The 19867-nt window shown below is 56.7% G+C and carries 17 protein-coding genes; 5 read left to right on the plus strand and 12 right to left on the minus strand.

Features of this window, described 5'->3' with window-relative positions:
* The 4 genes from ACK13D_RS00550 to malT form a co-directional block, all read right to left on the minus strand.
* On the minus strand, positions 1-225 hold a 225-nt coding region (locus ACK13D_RS00550), incomplete at its 3' end, for a hypothetical protein (RefSeq protein ID WP_418795388.1).
* A gap of 116 nt (positions 226-341) precedes the next feature.
* On the minus strand, positions 342-764 hold the full coding sequence (locus ACK13D_RS00555; RefSeq protein ID WP_132498997.1) for a hypothetical protein: 423 nt from the start codon (positions 762-764) through the stop codon (positions 342-344).
* Between the two features lie 48 nt (positions 765-812).
* On the minus strand, positions 813-965 hold the full coding sequence (locus tag ACK13D_RS00560; protein ID WP_232526453.1) for a hypothetical protein: 153 nt from the start codon (positions 963-965) through the stop codon (positions 813-815).
* 920 nt (positions 966-1885) lie between these two features.
* Positions 1886-4588: an HTH-type transcriptional regulator MalT gene (gene malT / locus ACK13D_RS00565; RefSeq protein ID WP_033760251.1), complete on the minus strand. Its 2703-nt coding sequence runs from the start codon at positions 4586-4588 to the stop codon at positions 1886-1888.
* Positions 4589-4869: 281 nt separating this feature from the next.
* On the opposite strand from malT, the gene malP reads away from it, so the two are divergent.
* Both malP and malQ read left to right on the plus strand, forming a co-directional pair.
* Positions 4870-7272, plus strand: a complete 2403-nt coding sequence (malP, locus tag ACK13D_RS00570) for a maltodextrin phosphorylase (protein WP_418795391.1) — start codon at positions 4870-4872, stop codon at positions 7270-7272.
* An 8-nt stretch (positions 7273-7280) separates the two neighbouring features.
* Positions 7281-9356 (plus strand): 4-alpha-glucanotransferase, encoded by a 2076-nt coding sequence (gene malQ / locus ACK13D_RS00575; protein ID WP_418795393.1) that lies wholly within the window; start codon positions 7281-7283, stop codon positions 9354-9356.
* 189 nt (positions 9357-9545) lie between these two features.
* Here the strand turns inward: malQ and ACK13D_RS00580 are convergent, their stop codons facing one another.
* The 6 genes from ACK13D_RS00580 to malK all read right to left on the minus strand — a co-directional run bounded on the left by ACK13D_RS00580 (position 9546) and on the right by malK (position 14366).
* Complete coding sequence (locus tag ACK13D_RS00580; protein WP_122889337.1) at positions 9546-10016, minus strand: type II toxin-antitoxin system YhaV family toxin; 471 nt, start codon at positions 10014-10016, stop codon at positions 9546-9548.
* Positions 10017-10022: 6 nt separating this feature from the next.
* Positions 10023-10367 (minus strand): type II toxin-antitoxin system PrlF family antitoxin, encoded by a 345-nt coding sequence (locus ACK13D_RS00585; RefSeq protein ID WP_158132276.1) that lies wholly within the window; start codon positions 10365-10367, stop codon positions 10023-10025.
* A 99-nt stretch (positions 10368-10466) separates the two neighbouring features.
* A complete protein-coding gene (locus ACK13D_RS00590) occupies positions 10467-10682 on the minus strand; it encodes a type II toxin-antitoxin system Phd/YefM family antitoxin (RefSeq protein ID WP_301248341.1) in 216 nt (71 codons plus the stop codon).
* A 188-nt stretch (positions 10683-10870) separates the two neighbouring features.
* The gene (malM, locus tag ACK13D_RS00595) at positions 10871-11809 is read right to left on the minus strand and encodes a maltose operon protein MalM (protein WP_418795395.1); all 939 of its coding nucleotides are present in this window, start codon (positions 11807-11809) and stop codon (positions 10871-10873) included.
* Between the two features lie 102 nt (positions 11810-11911).
* Positions 11912-13213, minus strand: coding sequence for a maltoporin (locus tag ACK13D_RS00600; RefSeq protein ID WP_346465753.1), 1302 nt, complete (start codon positions 13211-13213; stop codon positions 11912-11914).
* 43 nt (positions 13214-13256) lie between these two features.
* Positions 13257-14366, minus strand: coding sequence for a maltose/maltodextrin ABC transporter ATP-binding protein MalK (gene malK / locus ACK13D_RS00605; RefSeq protein ID WP_010247360.1), 1110 nt, complete (start codon positions 14364-14366; stop codon positions 13257-13259).
* Positions 14367-14728: 362 nt separating this feature from the next.
* On the opposite strand from malK, the gene malE reads away from it, so the two are divergent.
* The 3 genes from malE (at position 14729) to malG (ending at position 18541) form a co-directional block, all read left to right on the plus strand.
* Positions 14729-15919, plus strand: a complete 1191-nt coding sequence (gene malE / locus ACK13D_RS00610) for a maltose/maltodextrin ABC transporter substrate-binding protein MalE (protein ID WP_346465751.1) — start codon at positions 14729-14731, stop codon at positions 15917-15919.
* Between the two features lie 57 nt (positions 15920-15976).
* Positions 15977-17500 carry a maltose ABC transporter permease MalF gene (gene malF, locus ACK13D_RS00615; RefSeq protein ID WP_346465749.1) on the plus strand — a complete coding sequence of 508 codons (1524 nt, stop codon included), beginning with the start codon at positions 15977-15979 and terminating at the stop codon, positions 17498-17500.
* 150 nt (positions 17501-17650) lie between these two features.
* Complete coding sequence (gene malG, locus ACK13D_RS00620; protein ID WP_010247369.1) at positions 17651-18541, plus strand: maltose ABC transporter permease MalG; 891 nt, start codon at positions 17651-17653, stop codon at positions 18539-18541.
* Positions 18542-18627: 86 nt separating this feature from the next.
* Here malG and ACK13D_RS00625 read toward each other — a convergent pair whose 3' ends face one another.
* Both ACK13D_RS00625 and ACK13D_RS00630 read right to left on the minus strand, forming a co-directional pair.
* Positions 18628-19236, minus strand: a complete 609-nt coding sequence (locus tag ACK13D_RS00625; RefSeq protein WP_346465747.1) for a TetR/AcrR family transcriptional regulator — start codon at positions 19234-19236, stop codon at positions 18628-18630.
* Entirely contained in the window at positions 19226-19828 is a 603-nt protein-coding gene (locus ACK13D_RS00630; protein WP_010247375.1) for an NAD(P)H-dependent oxidoreductase, read from the minus strand. Before ACK13D_RS00630 ends, ACK13D_RS00625 begins: the two co-directional genes overlap by 11 nt.
* Between the last annotated feature and the right edge of the window lie 39 nt (positions 19829-19867).

The raw sequence follows: 19867 nt of genomic DNA on the forward strand, positions 1-19867 counted from the left end.
CATCACCACCATCACCACCATCACCACCATCACCACCATCACCACCATCACCACCGGATGAGTTGTTCCCGCTTCCTCCGTTGCCACCATCCCCTCCATCGGCTCCGTTAGTGCCGCCATTTCCGCCATCTCCGCCATTTGAGTTGGAGCCTGTACCAGCATTACCGCCGTTACCGCCATCCCCTCCGTTTTCGCCCGGACCACCGTCCCCGCCGTTTCCACCATCAGAAATCAGTGATAAGGAATCAGGAAAAGGAATCGGGGAGGCCGGAGAGGCATAACCGTAGTGTGTAAAAATCACCAGTATCAGAGTGGAGCACCTTAGTAGGGTACGGTATCGTTTACAGATGTTCTGACTGGTCATTGTTACCTCCATCACCGCCAGAACCTCCGGGCGCATTATCAGTTGAACCACCATCACCCCCGTTGCCACCATTGGCGCTACCCTGTCCATTTTTATGATGTTTGTGGTGTTTATGGTAGGGTTCAGTCGCGGCGCCTGCCCCATTTCCCCCATTTCCGCCGTTACCACCTGTAGCAGAACCGTTACCGCCGTTACCTCCGTTCAGACAGCCTGTACCGGGCACGCCGTCTTTACCACTTTCTCCATCAGGCGAACTGCCGTTCCCATCTTGTCCGTTCAGGCTCTCACAGGCAGACAGCTGAATAGTGTCCTGCGGGAGTGTCTGACTGAATACCGGCAGGGAAAGGAGCAGCCCTGCAGATAGTGGAAAAAAAATCAGCGTGTTGTGTAGCTTTGACATAGAAGTTTCATCCTTTAATTAATGGCCGCCTTCATGAGGCGACCATTTTTAGTTAGATTCTGCAGCCTGATTACGCACCGCCGCCATCACCACCACCACCATCGCCACCGCTATCACCACCATCACCGCCGCCGTCACCGTCTCCGGAACCATTACCGTTAGCGGAGCCGTTGCCAGTGCCGTTATCATTACCGCTGCCATTCCCGTTACCGCTGGCGCTGTTATTTCCTCCATCGCCGCCAGGGCCACCAGGAGAATTAGAACCAGAACCCCCGCTGCCGCCGTCACCTCCATTAGCATCGCCGACAAGTAAGAAGGTCTGTGGGGAGTGATTCGTAAACGGTTGGTTATGTAACGGTGCAGCGACTGCAAGTCGCGCTGCAGAGAGAACAAAAACAGCCAAAGCAAGCGTTAATTTTTTATGTCTCATAATCCATCCTTAAAGATAATAAATACATGAGATAATCGCTGGCCCACCCCATAGCTAATGAGCTATTTCATTAAAAGTAAATTATCTAAAAAATAAAAACTATGGAGTGTAATGAAACGTTTTTCGTTGTTTTAGAATGTTTTCGTTTAATTTTAAAAAAAATTTTCGGGGATGCTATTTTTTAACTAACTAGTTAATAGCTAATGACATTAAAGGCTAATAATTACCCTACTAACAATTTACTCTTTTCATGAAATAATACATATTGCATTTTTATTAAGGCACTTTTTTCATAAGCAGGGAATGACAATCCTGAACTCAAAAAAAAGCAAAAGCATATATCATTTTCTATAATTCATCTGACTTTTAAGAGGTATGGTAAGGGGACACTGTTTAACCACTCAGAATTAATTTTCCTGAACCTCAGAAATCCGTAATTTCAGGAAGCACTACCCTAACTGCTGCAGGCGGGACCTCGCGGGGCTGAATAAAGGTGAAACCCGTAACGCGCAGATGCATGCGATATTTATGCACCGGCTGGAAGAAATCAGGGCCCGAAATCCGGCAAATCAGAGCTGCATGTTGCGCAGTAAAGTAACTGCCCCGCTTCCCATTGATAAAGACCGCCTGTTTCGATGGTGTGCTGACATGCGGCGGAGCGGGCTAAAGCCGCCCCTGTAAACGCCTGTCGTCAGACATATCCCATCATTTTCAGCAGCGACTGCACCTGATTCATCGCTTCGCTGCGATGGGTGACGCCCAGCTTCTGATAGAGATTGCGGATATGGGTTTTGATGGTGGTGGAGGCCACCGCCAGCTCACCGGCGATTTGATCGTTGCTGTAGCCAGAATAGATTAATCCCAGCACCTGCCATTCACGCTGCGTCAGCGGACTGGTTCGGATCAGCTCCGGCACGTCAGGATGGTTAAGCAACCGGCTGACAAAGCCTTCATCGAAATGGGCGAATTTGTGACGGTGATATTTGTTGATCTCCAGCAGGATGCGCCGGGCACGGTGGCTGTCCAGTTCATTCAGGGTATTCAGCTGAATCAATTGCCGCAACTGCTGCGCCATCATCTCGCCTTCAATCACAAAATGGCTGATAAAACCGGTGCTGCGCGCCAGTTTCAGCGCCTCAATCAGGACACGCTGCGCCTCCGCTTTGCGGTCGGTCTGCCAGTAGATCTGATTCAGCAGCAACAGATTGCGGTTTAAATCGCTCATCAGGCGCAGGGCACGGGCATTCTCATTCAGCTCCTCCAGCACCACTTCCGCCTGGCTCACATCACCCAGCAGGATCTGCGCGCGGGCGATGTTCCGCCATTGTCCCTGCAGAAAATGGTTATTGGCAAAGGCAGGTTTAGGCGTCTGCCGCATCCAGTCACGGGCGTTCTGGCTGTCGCCGGTCAACTGCCAGTAAATGACCCGGACTTTGTCGGCATTGGCTATCCAGTCGCTGTGCCAGTTGCCATTGTTCAGCAGGTTTTCCAGCCGGTTCAGATAGCTGCGGGCGTTATCCAGATTGCCGCGTGCCAGTGAGCACTGCACCAGCAATCCCAGACACTGAATCTGCTGCTGCGGCTGGAAACCGTTCAATACTTTGATGCCTTCCCGGGCCGCCTGCTCCGCCTCTTCCAGCCGTCCCCAGGCCCACAGCAACTGAGCGCGAATGCGCAGCAGAAACTCATGCAGCGGGAACTGCGCCAGATGCTGTTCATCGACCAGCACAAAGGCGCGGCTCTGGATCTCATAGGCTGCCTGCAAAAAGCCCTGAGCAAACAGAATCTCGCTCTGCTGAATCAGGCTCCAGAGGGCGTAGTGCCACACTTCATCGCGCCGCGCCATCTGTTCGGTCTGCCGCATCAGTTTGAGTGAATCATCCAGCTCGCCTTTGCAGTGCATCACTTCACCATGCACTGAGGTTGCCACAATGCGGCTGTAGTGACGGCTGGCTGGCAGAGTGTCGAGCGCCACTTTCGCCAGCCGCTCCGCTTCGTCGGTATTGCCATCGTTAATCGCCACCTGGGCGCGCAACGCATTAAATTCACCACGCAGTGCTGCATCGATCTCGCAGCGGCTGGCCTGTTCAAAACGCGCCAGCAGACTGTCGACTTCGGAGAAGCGATGCTGACTCTGCATCAGCCACGCCTGCAGCAGCACCAGCATTGGATTTTCCAGCATCATCTCCCACGGCAGTGCTTTCAGAGAGTTCTCCAGCAGCGGCAACTCGCTCTGATTAAACAGCGTCCAGGCGTGCTTCAGCAGCACGTCCCGCAGCATAGTGGCGTCGCCAGAGGCGAGCGCATGATGAATCGCCTCGCCGGGAAAGCCCTGCGCCATCCAGCTCTCTGCCGCAGCCCGATGCAGCGCGGGCAGCTCCGCCGCCAGTTCCCACTGGCAGCGCTGACGCAGGAAGTTACCAAACAGCGGATGGTAGCTGAACCAGCAGCCGGAATCGTCCATGCGCTGCAGAAACAGACCCTGACGCTCAATCTCTTCCAGCCGCATCTGGCCGTTCTCTTCGCGGGTGACACAGGCGATCAGTTCATCGTTCATTGAACGCAGCAGCGCGGTTTTCAGTAAGAAATGACGGGTAGGCAGATCGACGTTATCCAGGACTTCTTCAACAAGATAATCGGAGAGGTGGCTGGCATTAATGCCAGAGAGACGCCGGGCGGAATGCTGAGCCGAACTGGCCCCCTGTCGCGCCGACAGTACGATCAGTTGCAGCGCCGTAGCCCAGCCCGCTACATCATCACAGAGTCGGCTGCTCTCTTCGCTTTCCAGCGGGGCCGCCAGTCTGCAGTCAAAAAACTGTCGCGCCTCCTGGTGGGTAAAAGCCAGCTGCTGGCTGCCCAGCTCAATCAGTTGCTCACGCACCCGCAGGTTGGCGATACCGAGTTGCGGCAGGTTACGTGACATCAAAATCAGCGTCAGATTTTCAGGCTGATGGCGCAGGAAAAAGCGCATCGCGTCGTGGATCACCGGATTGGTGATCAGATGGTAGTCATCAACGATCAGCCACAGCGGCTGCTGCCACTCCACCAGCTCGATAAAGAGCTGAGAAAACAGCGCATTGAGATTCACATACTGCCGCTTCTGCGCCAGCAGTTCACTGCGCGGACAGCCACCGTGGGTGGCCTGTTGCAGTGCAGCGATCAGGTAATCGGCAAAGCGCTCCGGCTGATTATCGCCCTCATCTAAAGAAACCCACCCCAGATCGCTTTTCCCTGCCGCCCACTGCGACACCAGTGTGGTTTTACCATAGCCCGCCGGACTGGTGACCAGCACCAGCCGATAGTTACCGGCAGCGGTGAGCTTTTGCAGCAATCTCTCCCGAATCACAGTGCCTTCAAGACGCACCGGGCGGCTGAGTTTAGCGGGTATTAACATGGGCGCGCGTTTCTCCATTTGTCGAGCGCATCATTATTTTACGCTTCGTAATTATTCCTTACACAGGTTCAGCATTTCGTCAGATGAATGCAAGCAAACCCATTAACTAATCTTTACAAAAGCGTGTGCTATCACACTCCTTCAACGATTTCGGATTAGCCTCATCCTCTCCACCCTCCCCATCCTCCTCCGCTAATTCTTTGCAGGAGGATGAGCGAGGGTTTCCGCGCGGGCAGACTGTCGCCACATTGATCCATTTTCCGTTTTACAGGACATCAACCATGACACAGCCCGATTTCAACCCGATTCAGTTCAATGCTGCCCTGACCCGTCAGTGGCAGCGTTTTGGCCTGCGCGATGCGCAGGAGATGACCACGACACAGTGGTGGCAGGCACTCAGCGGTGCGCTGGCCGATATGCTGGCCGCGCAGCCTGCTCCCCCGGCCCCGACAGAACTGCGCCATGTTAACTATCTGTCGATGGAGTTTTTGATCGGTCGCCTGACCGGCAACAACCTGCTGAACCTGGGCTGGTATGACGCGGTCAACGAGGCCCTGGCCGCCTGGGATATCTCACTCACTGACGTGCTGGAAACCGAAACAGATCCGGCGCTGGGTAATGGCGGCCTGGGTCGCCTGGCAGCCTGTTTCCTGGATTCCATGGCGAATGTGGGTCAGCCCGCTACGGGCTACGGTCTGAACTATCAGTACGGTCTGTTCCGCCAGCGCTTCGAACAGGGCGCGCAGATTGAAGGCCCGGATGACTGGCAGCGCGACCGCTATCCGTGGTTTAACCACAACGCCGCGCTTAACGTGCGGGTCGGGCTGGGCGGTAAAGTGGTGACGGTTGCGGGTCAGCCACAGTGGCAACCGGCGTTTGAACTGCTCGGCGAAGCCTGGGATCTGCCGGTGGTGGGTTATCAGAATGGTATCAGCCAGCCACTGCGTCTATGGCAGGCGAAACATGCCCAGCCGTTTAACCTTGATCGCTTCAACGACGGCGACTTTCTGCGCGCTGAACAACAGGGTATTGATGCTGAAAAACTGACTAAAGTGCTCTACCCCAATGACAATCATCAGAACGGTAAAAAACTGCGTCTGATGCAGCAATATTTTCAGTGCGCCTGTGCGCTGGCAGACATTCTGCGTCGCCATCATCGGGCCGGACGCAGCATCGAAACCCTGGCCGATCATGAAGTGATCCAGCTTAATGACACCCATCCGACGCTGGCCATCCCGGAGCTGATGCGTCTGCTGCTGGATGAGCATCAGCTGAGCTGGGATCGCGCCTGGCAGATCACACAGCACACTTTTGCCTACACCAATCACACCCTGATGCCGGAAGCGCTGGAGTGCTGGGATGTGCGTCTGGTGCGCAGCCTGCTGCCGCGCCATATGATGATCATCAATACCCTGAACGCGCAGCTAAAAACGGCTGTCACCGCGCGCTGGCCGGACGATGAAGCGAAGTGGGCCAGACTGGCGCTGGTCCATAATAACCAGCTGCGGATGGCAAACCTCTGCGTGACCAGCGGGTTCGCGGTCAACGGTGTGGCGGCGCTGCACTCGAAACTGGTGGTGCAGGATCTCTTCCCGGAATATCACCAGATGTGGCCGGAGAAATTCCACAACGTGACCAACGGCATTACGCCGCGCCGCTGGATCAATCAGTGCAACCCGGCACTGAGTGCCCTGATCACCCGAACATTGCAAAAACCCTGGCTGAACGATCTCGATGCCTTGCAGGGGCTGGAAGCCTTTGCGGATGACGCCGCCTTCTGCGCGGAATATCGCGCCATCAAGCAGCAGAACAAAGTCGCGCTGGCGCACTGGGTGAAACAGCGGACCGGCATTGAGATTGACCCCACCGCGCTGTTTGACGTACAGATCAAACGACTGCATGAGTACAAACGCCAGCATCTGAGCCTGCTGCACATCATTGCGCTGTGGCAGACGCTGGTCACCGATCCGCAGGCAAACCGGACGCCGCGCGTGGTGCTGTTTGGTGCCAAAGCCGCGCCCGGCTATACACTGGCGAAAAACATCATCTATGCCATCAACAAAGTGGCCGAGGTGATCAATCAGGATCCCCGCATCGGTGACCGTCTGAAAGTCGTGTTTATTCCCGATTACAACGTCTCCGTCGCCGAGCGGCTGATTCCCGCCGCCGACCTTTCCGAGCAGATCTCCACTGCCGGTAAAGAAGCGTCCGGCACCGGAAATATGAAACTGGCGCTGAATGGCGCACTGACCATCGGCACACTGGATGGAGCGAACGTCGAGATCGCTGAGCAGGTTGGCAGCGAGAACATCTTTATCTTCGGGCATACCGTGGAACAGGTGGTGGTTTTAAAAGCAGACGGTTATGCCCCGGCGCAGTGGCGCAAGAAAGATCCGCAGCTCAATCAGGTCTTACTGGCGCTGGAAGATGGCACCTTCAGCCAGGGCGACTGCCACGCCTTTGATGCGATGTTGCAGAGTCTCGGCCCGGAAGGCGGTGATCCCTATCTGGTACTGGCTGACTTCCAGCCCTACCTTGACGCACAGGCGCAGGTAGAAGCGCTGTGGAGCGATCAGGAGGCCTGGACACGTGCCACCATCCTCAATACCGCACGCTGTGGCATGTTCAGCTCCGATCGCGCTATCCGCGATTACCAGCAGCGCATCTGGCAAGCGAAACGCTAAGGAACGCCATGAAAACAGATCCGGTTATGGACGATTTCTCCCGGGCGGGCATCGCCGCTGAGTATATCAATGCACACGGCAAGCCACAGGCGATCCCGACCCTGACCCGCCAGCGTTTGCTGGCGGTGATGCAGCCTTCCCATCCGCTGAGCACGCCGCTGCCACCGGTGGTGATTTTTCGCAGCGGCGATCTTCTGAGCCTGTCGCCACAGCTCGCTGACGATGCCCACTGGCATCTCACCAGTGAAGCGGGTGAAATCAGCTCAGGTCGCTGCCAGCCCGCTCAGCCGCTGCATCTGCCGCCGCTTCCAGAAGGCTATCATCAGCTGACGCTGCAACAGGGCGCGCAGCAGTGGTCGTGCCGGATAATAATTGCCCCGGCCCGCTGTTATGAACCCCCGGCCCTGCTGGCAGGTGAGTCATTATGGGGCGCCTGCGTGCAGCTCTATACCCTGCGCTCGGCGGAGAACTGGGGAATCGGCGACTTTGGCGATCTGCGCCGGATGCTGCCGGAGGTAGCCGCACGCGGCGGCGCGTTTATCGGTCTTAACCCTATCCATGCGCTGTTTCCCTCCAGCCCGGAGAGTGCCAGCCCTTACAGCCCCTCGTCCCGGCGCTGGCTCAATGTGCTCTACATCGATGTGGGCGCAGTCGCTGATTTCCGGCAGAGCACTGCCGCTCAGGCCTGGTGGCAACGTCCGGAAACAGAACAGGCGCTGGAACAGGCTCGTGCAGCAGATTGGGTGGATTATGCGGCGGTGACCCGGCTGAAAATTGACGCGCTGAGACTGGCGTGGCCGCAGTTTACTCAGCGTGACGCCAGCGATCCCGAGGTGCAGGCGTTTAATAGATTTATACGTGAAGGAGGCGAGAGTCTTCAGCATCAGGCGCTGTTTGATGCGCTGCACGCCGATCAGATAGCACAGGATAGTGAGCGCTGGGGCTGGCCGGTGTGGCCGGAGGCGTTGCAGGATCCCGGCAGTCCGGCCGTGCAGGCCTTCCTGCAACAGCACGCCGATCAGGTGCGCTTCTGGCTCTGGCTGCAGTGGCTGGCCGCGAAGCAGTTTGCCGACTGCTGGGACATCTGCCAGCAGCAGCAGATGCCGATTGGACTTTACCGCGATCTGGCGGTGGGTGTTGCGCAGGGTGGCGCAGAGACCTGGAGCGAGCGCGATCTCTACTGCATGGAGGCCAGCATCGGTGCGCCGCCCGATATTCTCGGCCCGCGCGGCCAGGACTGGGGATTGCCGCCCATGGATCCGCAGGTGATGCGTCAGCGCGCCTGGGAGCCGTGGATCGCCCTGCTGCGTGCCAACATGCGCCACTGCGGCGCACTGCGCATTGATCATGTGATGGCGCTAATGCGGCTGTGGTGGATTCCGGCCGGTGATAGCGCGATGCACGGTGCCTATGTGCACTATCCCATCGACGATCTGCTGGCGATTCTGGCGCTGGAAAGTCAGCGTCATCGCTGCATGGTCATTGGCGAAGATCTCGGTACGGTGCCGGAAGCAATTGTCGATAAGCTGCGGGACGGCGGGGTCTACTCCTATAAGGTGCTCTATTTTGAGCAGGAGTCAGCCCACAGTTTTCGTCCGCCCGCCGAATGGCCACGGCAGGCAATGGCGGTCGCCACCACTCACGATCTTCCGACGCTGCGTGGCTGGTGGCAGAGCGATGATTTGACCACCGGCGCACAACTCGGCCTCTATCCCGACAAAGTGGTGCTGGCCGGGCTATATCAGGATCGGCTGCGAGCGAAGCAGGCGCTGCTGCAGAGTCTGCATCGCGTTGGTGCCCTGCCGAAACGTGCCGGACGCGATGCACCTCGCACCGGCATGAGCAAGGCATTAAACCGGGCGATGCAGCGCTATCTGGCTGACAGTCACAGCGCCCTGCTGGGACTGCAACCGGAGGACTGGCTGGATATGGCGGTGCCGGTCAATATTCCGGGCACCAGCGATGAATATCCGAACTGGCGACGCAAGCTCAGCGCCACGCTGGAAACGCTGTTCAGCGATCCTGCCACTGACACGCTGCTGCGTGATCTGACGGCACGCCGGAAGCGACTACTGCGCAATTGAAGGTTAACGCGCGACTCAGACTCGTGTCTGACGCAGCCTGTTTTACATCATTTTCAGTTATTACAGCGTGCGGGCCGGCAACGGCTCGCACTCTGCTACTGTAATCAGCGCCTCTCAACAGTGATAAGATCACCCTGAGCACGAGCGTCTGAAAAAAGCACACCGGATTCTGTTCAGGATTTAATGAACTTAAGAATTTATCTTCGCCCAATCCTGAGATTGCTTTAACAGCAATGCCCAGTCGTCAGATGGATAGCCGTTATGCAACATTCCTGAAAATACTTTATAGGCGTCACGCTTACTGCCATAAGCACATTTGATCTCAGCGTCATTCATCCATGCAAGGATGATGGTTTTATGTTGCTCGCTGAATCTAAAGAACAAACGATACTGCATCAAAAACTTTGCACGGAACCAATGCTTATTTTGTTCTCCCAGCGTATCGCCCTGGCGAAACTTTGCCTGATGTGGATCGGCGCAAATCTCACTATTGATAACTTTAAACACAGCGGCTAAAAGCTTCGTCGTCGCTTTTCGCTGGTAACTTTCAGGATATTTAGCCCTGAGTAACTCCACTTCATTGGTCAGCGCAATCAGTTGCGATTCAAAACAGGGATGAACATAAACGTGCCATCCATTTATAACCGTGCTGTCTTCCATACTTAATTACTCATCGTCCATGAGTGGAGCATCCAAATCAACGTCCATACCTTCGGTCAACGATGTAATGCGAGTTAATAATCCTCGATCCAGCATTTTAATATTTGCAGCCGTGTTGCGCCTGTCAGCAGGAAGAAAACTCAGAAAGCTCGCCTTCACTGGAGCATCATCAGCCACCGTTTCCTGACGGGTAATAAGGACTTTGCCGCCCGGCAGAACAGCGTATTCGATATTCTCACCAGGTTGCAGATTCATCGCATCACGAACTGCGGCAGGGATGGTGGTCTGTCCGCGGGCTGTCAGTTTTGATGAAGCACGCAGAGAGATGTTTGCCTGAGTCAGAGTTCCCATCGTGGATTCTCACTATTATTAACCAGGATAAGTCAGCAGTGATGCAGTAACATTGGTAATGCAAATGCATTGATCGCGATAAGAGCGAATGTTTTGTTACTAAGTCTTCATTAAAAGTTTCTGATTATGCTTTTCCGTATCGACTGAAAAATTGACACCCTGTTTTATTTCCTGCCAGACATCAAACTCTTCGCGACTGATAAGCACAGCAGCAGAACCGCCCCGCCGGGTGATAATCACAGGCTCACCCGCCATCACGATATCCATGATTTCAGCAAGAAATTTTCGGGCCTGGGTTGTCGTGTAACTTCGCATATAGCCTCCAGAAAAGTCATCCCTAAAACAGCTTAGTTAGCCTAAATTCATCAAACGCTATTGCCCACAGCATGACTTACGTAATGCGTAAAACCACGCAAAAAAATCATGCAATCAGGATCTCTGCAACAAAAAAAGGTGCGCCGCAGCGCACCAGATGGAACAACATCAGTATTGTCGGGGCAGCTTCACCCCTTGCCTTTAACACTACTGATAAAGGTCTGCCGTGCAGAGGTGGAACCCAGCCGCTCGGCTTCATCCAGCAGTTTCAGCGCCTTATCGATATTACCGCTGTTCACTGCCTGTCTGATCTTCTGGTTAAAGTAACTCTCGGTGTCGCTCATGATCGGTTCCGCACGGGCTTTTGGCGCGGGCGCTGCGGCGGGTGCAGGCGCCGGTGCTGCGCTGTACGCTGCCGCAGGTGCGGTATTGCCGACGGTCACCGCGCTCGGGCCGGATGAACCAAACAGCGGCCCGACCAGAATGGATGAGCCGGAACTGGTCTGCATCTTCAGCTTGATCGTGCCTTCCCGGCTGTGGCGGGCGACGGGATCGGGGATATCCGGTACCGCATGACCGGTGCCCTGGGCGTAGGCCTTGGCCGGGTCAAGCAGCGTGGTGGTTTGTGTCAGATCGCTGTCGGTGGTAAACACCAGCAGGTAGATTTTTTGCTGACCCAGCGCCGGGGTTAATTTCATCACCCCTTCCAGTCGATCTGCCGCCATCACGCCCGGCTTCTGATAGGTAAAGTAGCGGCTGGGGAACCAGGCCGCGGGACGCAGGTTTTCATCCAGCACCAGCACGTTCGGTGCGAAAACCTGACCGTTCGCCACTTCACTGCTCAGCGTCAGCGTCAGTTCGCCGATATTGGCGGGCAGACTGTAGGCCGCGACCGGACCGGCAATGTGTGGCGCATTCAGCGTCTGTCCGCTGTTAGCAAGTGTTGTGGTCTGTGTCTGAGAAGCAGCCAGCGGTTGCCAGCTCAGGCGTTGCAGTGTTTCGGGTGCCACGACCGGTGCGGACGAGAGATCCTGCGGCACCAGATTGACATCCGCCAGGGCGGGAAGCGCGTGTCCTGTCAGTAACGCCGCACCCAGGCAGAGTGCAGCCAGTTTTTTCATTTTCATTATGTCTACCTTATTGCAGGTCGCGGCGTGAACCAGGCAATGGCACACCGCGACCAAAGAGATCCATCAGGCGCAGGCGCGCCTGTCAGAAAAGGTGCTGGCTTACCACCAGATTTCCATCTGCGCGCCGAAGGTCACTTCATCGTCTTTACCACGGCTGTTAGTCAGGATGCCGTTGCCGCTGGTGTCCGCAGAGGCGAAGGTGGTGAGATCGCCTGAGTTATCTTTGTTGTAGCCCCATTTTTCATCCCATTTGGCGTAGGTCGCGAACAGACGCAGAGCCGGACGTGACCAGATGCTGTCGCCCGCCTGCCACTGCTGCGCCAGCGTCACTTTGTACTGGCCGTTGCGTTCGTTAGCCTGCTGCGATTTGACGTTGTCGTAGCCCAGTTCCAGCAACGTGCTCATAATCGGCGTCCATTTGTACATCGGGCGCACACCCACGGTGTACCACTCGGTGCCGCGGTTATTGTCCAGATCGATATTCTGGTACATGGCGACGTACATCAGATCCCAGCGTTCGGCCAGTGAGATCGCACCGTGGTCGAGGATGCGGTACATGTCACCATTGTTGTTGAGGCTGGTGCCCTGCGGCACGCCTTTGCCCTGAGAGGTCAGCGCATCGGTGGCATACTGCAGTACGAATTTGTTATAGCCCTTCAGCATGCTCTGGGTATGTTCAGCAGTGAACATCCAGCCATCTTTAGAGGCCCCCTCTTCCAGACGGTAGTCGTCACGGGCATTAGCGCGACCGTAGTCGACACCCAGCTCCAGCACGCCGTTGGTGTTGGTTTCCAGACCGGCCAGACGCACATCAAACACGTCGTTGGCAGTACTGGTGGCGAAGTCACGGATACGATCGCTGGAGAAGGTGTAAGAGCCGCCCGCTTCAGATGAACGAGTTGCGGCGAAAGAGAGTTTACCGAAGCCGAGATCGACATCTTCCAGACCGGCACCCGGACCGGAAATATCCCAGTAGTAGAAGTCGATCATATGGACGTCATGACGCTGATAGAAACGCTTACCGGCCCAGATGGTAGAGCCTGGCAGCGCGTCGATCAGGTTTTTACCTTTTACGTTGGCTTCACGGAAGGCGGGCGATGTGGCTTCCCAGTCATTCTGCTGTGCCACGGAGTAAGCCACGTTGGTGTCGAAATAGAAGCTTTTGTCGCCCTCTTTCCACACTTCCTGGCCTAATTTCAGTTCGGCGTAGGTTTCACATTCGTTGCCCAGACGGTATTTACTTTGGGCGCCGGTGGCCTGGAAACATTGCTGTTCACCACCGCTGCCGGTCCAGCCAATGCCGGAACGGGCGTAACCGGTAAAATCAACCGCTATCGTCGGGGCGGAGAGGGTTCCCACCGCGACGGCAACGGCGATGGGAAGTTTGCGCAGAGTTAACATTTTCTATCTCCTGAGGTCATTGCTTTTATTGTTTTTGGCAGGGCTATACACCCGGCTCCTGATACAGCCTGCGGCACGCGCTCCCGTCCTCGCGGAACAGGTGACAACGCTCGGGCGGCAGGCCAATACCGAGGATGGCGCCCTCTTTTACCAGCACGACGTCCTCCTGGCGGTAAACCAGGTTCTGACGGATAGCGGGAATCTCGATGTGGATCTGTGTTTCATGCCCCAGCTGTTCCACCACCTGCACTTCCCCTTCCAGGGTGACGTCGGCGATATCGCTGGAGAGCAGATGTTCCGGGCGAATACCCAGTGACATGTTGCTGCCGACCTGCACACCGGCGCTGTCAACCGGCAGCCAGACCAGCTGCTGATTCGGCAGCCGCACCTGAACCTGATCGATGGCGGTGGCGGTCACTTTGACCGGCAGGAAATTCATTTTTGGTGAGCCGATAAATCCGGCGACAAAACGGTTGGCGGGATAGTGGTACAGCTCAAGCGGCTTACCGACCTGCGCAATGCGTCCGGCGTCCAGCACCACGATTTTGTCGGCCAGCGTCATCGCTTCGATCTGATCGTGGGTTACGTAAATCATGGTGCGCTTCAGGCGCTTATGCAGACGGGAGATCTCAATCCGCATCTGAACGCGCAGCGCCGCGTCAAGGTTCGACAGTGGTTCATCCAGCAGGAAGACGCGCGGTTCCGCCACCAGCGTGCGGCCAATCGCCACGCGCTGACGCTGCCCGCCAGAGAGGGCTTTAGGACGGCGATCGAGCAGATGCGCCAGTTGCAGAATCTCCGCCACCTGATTAACCCGCTGCTGGATCTCCGCTTTTTTCACCCCGGCAAGTTTGAGGCCAAAAGACATGTTCTCCGCCACCGACAGATGGGGATAGAGCGCATAGGACTGAAACACCATGCCGATGCCGCGTTCGGCGGGTGGCACTTCATTCATGCGCCGGTCGCCGATTAACAGCTCGCCGCTGGTGATGGTCTCCAGTCCGGCAATCATGCGCAGCAGCGTCGATTTGCCACAGCCTGATGGGCCGACGAAAACAACAAATTCCCCTTCACGAATAGTGAGATCGATATCTTTCGACACCACCGTATCGCCCCAGGCTTTCGTGACATTGCGTAACACAACGCTCGCCATGATCCCTTCCCTCTTAGCTGCATAGTCGTGTCTGCCCAGCGGCAGACGGGTTCCGGGGCTCACTATGCGAGAGGAAACAGACGGTAACATCCTCCACCGCACTGCATTCCGCTGGGGGAGGAGGCGGGAGGAGGAGAAACGCGGGCTGACGCCGCGGCCCGCACGCTGCCGCGCTTTTTTGTGATCGCTCACGCAGACCCGCAGGAATTTTTGCCGCGTAAGCGCCCGCTTGAGGTGCTTTTTGCCAGCGCGATCACAGCGGCAGGCCGAGGGGCGTAGAGCAGAGGAGGATGAGAAGCCGTGGCGGATAAGCACAATGATGCCGGTACAGCATTCACCACTTCCGCTAACAGGATGGATTTATGACGATGAAAACCGGAGCAAGAATTCTGGCCCTTTCTGCCCTCTCTGCCGTGCTCGTTTCGGCCAGCGCGATGGCAAAAATTGAGGAAGGTAAACTGGTCATCTGGATCAACGGTGACAAGGGCTACAACGGCCTTGCCGAAGTGGGTAAGAAATTTGAGCAGGAGACCGGCATCAAAGTCACGGTCGAACATCCTGACAAAATGGAAGAGAAGTATCCGCAGGTCGCGGCGACCGGCGATGGCCCGGATATTATCTTCTGGGCACATGACCGTTTCGGCGGCTATGCGCAGTCCGGCCTGCTGGCTGAGATCACGCCGGATGCCAGCTTCCGCGAGAAGATTTTCCCGTTCACCTGGGACGCGGTTCGCTTTGACGGCAAGCTGATTGGCTACCCGATTTCCGTTGAGTCGCTGTCACTGATCTACAACAAAAAGCTGCTGCCGAACCCGCCAAAAACCTGGGAAGAGATTGCCGGTCTCGACAACCAACTGCGCGCCAAAGGCAAAAGCGCCATCATGTTTAACCTGCAGGAACCCTACTTCACCTGGCCGCTGCTGGCCGCAGGCGGGGCTTACGCCTTTAAGCTCACCGACGGACATTATGACGTGAAGGATGTCGGCGTCGATAACGCCGGTGCTAAAGCGGGCATGCAGTTCCTGGTCGATCAGGTTAAAGCCAAAACCCTGAATGCGGACACCGATTATTCGATTGCTGAGGCCGCCTTTAACAAAGGCGAAACCGCCATGACCATTAATGGTCCGTGGGCGTGGGGCAACCTCGACAAGAGCGGCATCGACTATGGCGTCACCGAATTGCCAACCCTGAACGGTAAACCGTCGAAGGCTTTTGTTGGCGTGCTGAGTGCCGGGATCAACGCCGCCAGTCCTAACAAAGAGCTGGCGAAAGAGTTCCTGGAGAATTATCTGCTGACTGACACCGGTCTGGATGCGGTCAACAAAGATAAGCCGCTGGGTGCCGTGGCGCTGAAATCTTTCCAGCAGACGCTGGAAAAAGATTCGCGTATCGCCGCCACCATGAACAACGCCCGTCAGGGTGACATCATGCCGAATATCCCGCAGATGGCGGCATTCTGGTATGCGATGCGCACCGCTACCCTGAACGCGCTTGGCGGTCGTCAGAGCGTCGACGCCGCACTGAAAGATGCTCAGGCCCGTCTGAAGAAGTAATTCTCCCCTTGCAGCCGGGGCAACCCGGCTTGAGTGACCGTTAAGGAAAACTGCATCATGTCAGGAAAACCGAAAACGCGCAGTGTGCTGTTGAAAAGCGTTCTCATCGGGATCTGCTGTCTGCTGGTCGGCTATCTGCTGGTGCTGATGTACGCGCAGGGCGAATATCTGTTTGCGCTGCTGACGCTGATCCTCAGTGCGACCGGACTGTGGATTTTTGCTAACCGTCGCGCCTATGCGTGGCGTTATGTCTATCCCGGCGTGGCGGGAATGGCGCTGTTTGTACTGTTTCCCCTTGCCTGCACGATTGCCATTGCCTTTACCAACTACAGCAGTAGCAACCAGCTCACCTTTGAACGGGCGCAGCAGGTTTTGCTGGGCCGCACCTTCCAGTCGGGTGAAGCAGTCAGTTTTTCTCTGTTCCCGGCCGGCGATCGCTGGCAGCTGGTGCTGAATGATGGCAAAGACTATGTTTCGCCGCCGTTTCAGTTTGGCGCTGAACAGACGCTGAAAATGGCCCCTGCCGCACCACCGTCAGGTGAACGGGCGAACTTCAGAGCGATCACGACCCATCGTCAGGCGCTGAGCCAGATCCGGGCTGAACTGCCGGATGGTCGTCAGTTGCGGATGAGTTCGCTGCGCCAGTTCTCCGGCACCCAGCCGCTCTATCGGGTGGGTGCGCAGGATGAGCTGATCAATCAGCAGAGCAACGCGCGCTATCGCGCTAATCCGCAGACCGGTTTCTATCAGGCGATTAACGCCGACGGCAGTTGGGCGAACGAAACCCTGAGCCCCGGCTTTACCGTGAATACCGGCTGGAAAAACTTCGTGCGGGTGTTTACTGACGAAGGGATTCAGAAGCCGTTCCTGGCGATATTTGGCTGGACGCTACTCTTCTCGCTGATCACCGTGGTGCTGACCGTCGCGGTGGGCATGGTGCTGGCCTGTCTGGTGCAGTGGGAGGCGTTGCGCGGCAAAGCGGTCTATCGGGTGATGCTGATTCTGCCCTATGCCGTGCCGGCGTTTATCTCGATCCTGATTTTCAAGGGGTTGTTCAACCAGAGCTTTGGTGAAATCAACGTGATGCTCAGCGCGCTGTTTGGCGTGAAGCCCGCCTGGTTCAGCGACCCGACGCTGGCGCGCACCATGCTGATTATCGTCAATACCTGGCTCGGCTACCCCTACATGATGATCCTCTGCATGGGCCTGCTGAAGGCAATTCCGGACGATCTCTATGAAGCCTCGGCGATGGACGGTGCGGGACCGCTGCAGAACTTCTTCCTGATTACTCTGCCGCTGCTGCTGAAACCACTGACGCCGCTGATGATCGCCAGCTTTGCCTTTAACTTTAATAACTTTGTTCTGGTGCAGTTACTCACCAACGGCGGGCCGGATCGCCTCGGCACCACCACGCCAGCCGGTTACACCGATTTGCTGGTGAACTACACCTGGCGTATCGCCTTTGAAGGCGGCGGCGGGCAGGACTTTGGGCTGGCCGCCGCTATCGCCACGCTGATCTTCCTGCTGGTGGGTGCGCTGGCGGTGATTAACCTGAAAGCTTCGCGGATGAAATTCGACTAAGCGCCTGGCCCGACTGGCGTCATGGTTGCAGGCAGTCCGGACGCGAAGAGCGTGGAACAACCGGAACCTGGGAGGTGAGGATTGTGAGCACTGCCCGGGTTCAGACTGACAAATAAAATAGCCTGAGGGACCAGGCTCTGAGGAGTTGTTATGGCTATGGTACAACCGAAATCGCAACGGCTGCGTCTGTTCACCACGCATCTGCTGCTGCTGTTATTTATCGCGGCGATTCTCTTTCCCCTGCTGATGGTGATTGCGATTTCGCTGCGTGCCGGGAACTTCGCCACCGGCAGCCTGATCCCGGAGCAGATCTCGTGGGAGCACTGGCGTCTGGCGCTGGGTTTCAGCGTGGAACATGCGGATGGCCGGGTGACACCGCCGCCCTTCCCGGTGCTGCTCTGGTTATGGAACTCGATCAAGATTGCGGCAATCAGTGCGCTGGGCATCGTGGCGCTCTCTACCACCTGCGCCTATGCCTTTGCCCGTATGCGCTTTACCGGCCGTGCCAGCCTGCTGAAAGGGATGCTGATATTCCAGATGTTCCCGGCGGTGCTGTCGCTGGTGGCGCTCTATGCTCTGTTTGATCGTCTCGGTCAGTATCTGCCCTTTATCGGGCTGAATACCCACGGTGGGGTGATCTTCGCGTATCTGGGCGGTATCGCGCTGCATGTCTGGACCATCAAAGGCTATTTCGAAACTATCGACGGGTCACTGGAAGAGGCGGCCGCGCTGGATGGCGCAACGCCGTGGCAGGCGTTCCGGCTGGTGCTGCTGCCGCTGTCGGTGCCGATTCTGGCGGTGGTGTTTATTCTGGCGTTTATCGCCGCGGTGACTGAAGTGCCGGTCGCCTCGCTGCTGCTGCGCGATGTGAACAGCTACACCCTGGCGGTCGGGATGCAGCAGTACCTCAATCCGCAGAACTATCTGTGGGGCGATTTCGCCGCTGCGGCGGTGCTCTCCGCGATTCCGATCACCCTGGTTTTCCTGCTGGCGCAGCGCTGGCTGGTGAGCGGTTTAACCGCGGGCGGGGTGAAAGGCTAAAACGATCATCATTGTACGTTGCCACTACTTACACAACGCCTGTTGTGGTTGAAGGATTCGGCGGCCTGGGGGCCGCCTTTTTTATGCTAATCCGATTCCGACGCACGGCTGCCTGCCACCAGCGCCACGACCATGGCAGTGATCGCCTGCTCTCCTTCCGGTTTGCTGACATCGCCGCGTGCCACCGCACCTGCGATGGCATCCGCGCCCCCCAGCAAGCCCCACATGCCTGCTTCCGGAATACCGCTGCTGCCTGCCAGAGGGACAAACCAGCGCTGACAGCGGGCGATAAAGTCGAGCTGATAGTGGCGTTTGACGGCAGCCAGTTCCGGTGAGGTGCTGAGCGCTGACAGCAACTCCGGAATCTCACGCCCCTCCGTCATCACACAATCCACATAACAGGCCGCAAGCACTTCCGCTTTTTGTTGCATCACCATCGGCGCGGCATTCATCGCCGCTTCCATCTTTTCGGTCTGGCGACGATCAAAATCGTCATACAACGCCGCCAGCAATCCATGACGGGTGGTGAAGTGGTCATAAACCACCGGTTTACTGACCCCCGCCGCGTCGCCGACTCTGGCCAGCGTCAGTGCCTCGCTGCCTTCGGTTTGCATTATCTGCCACGCGACGTCTGACAACTGCCTGCGTCGTGCTTCGCGTGACAGACGCTTACGGGGTGTTTTTTCAACGGTCATGTTTTTCCTGATGGGCGAACAGACGCTGGCCCAGTTGATGCGCCAGCTGATAGTGTGACTCAGGATAACCTTCATCGCCGCTAAGCAACAGTTCACTGGTCACCACCGGCGCACCGCAATAGTCAAAGATGCCGTGATCGATCTGATTCCGCATGCTGGCGAAATAGCCGCGCCGCAGAAAGGTTCGGGTGTCAGCCGCGCCAATCGCAACCAGATGCACGGGAAGGTGGCCGAGGCGTTTTACGATATGGCCATCCTGCTCATCAAAGGCCCAGCCCGCGATGAAGACGCGGTCTATCCAGCCTTTAAGCTGTGCCGGAAATGACCACCAGTAGACCGGATAGACCAGCACCAGCGCATCGGCACGATCCAGCCGCTGCTGTTCTGCCAGCACATCGGGCGGCGTCGGTGCCAGACCGTTGAAATGTCTGTGATCGCTGAGCGAAAAACCTGGATCAAACCCTTCTGCCGCCAGATCGGCCTTTTCAGCCGTATGATGGCCTGTCGCGATAATGCCCTGCGCCAGCTGGTCCGCCACGCGATGGGTGTGAGCGTCCTGATTGGGATGGGAAGTCACTATTAAAGCATGCATCGTCGTCACCTTACCTGATTAGTCATTAAGCTACTAAAG

The sequence above is a fragment of the Pantoea sp. K16 genome, from assembly GCF_048452805.1.
Taxonomy (GTDB): Bacteria; Pseudomonadota; Gammaproteobacteria; order Enterobacterales; family Enterobacteriaceae; genus Pantoea; species Pantoea agglomerans.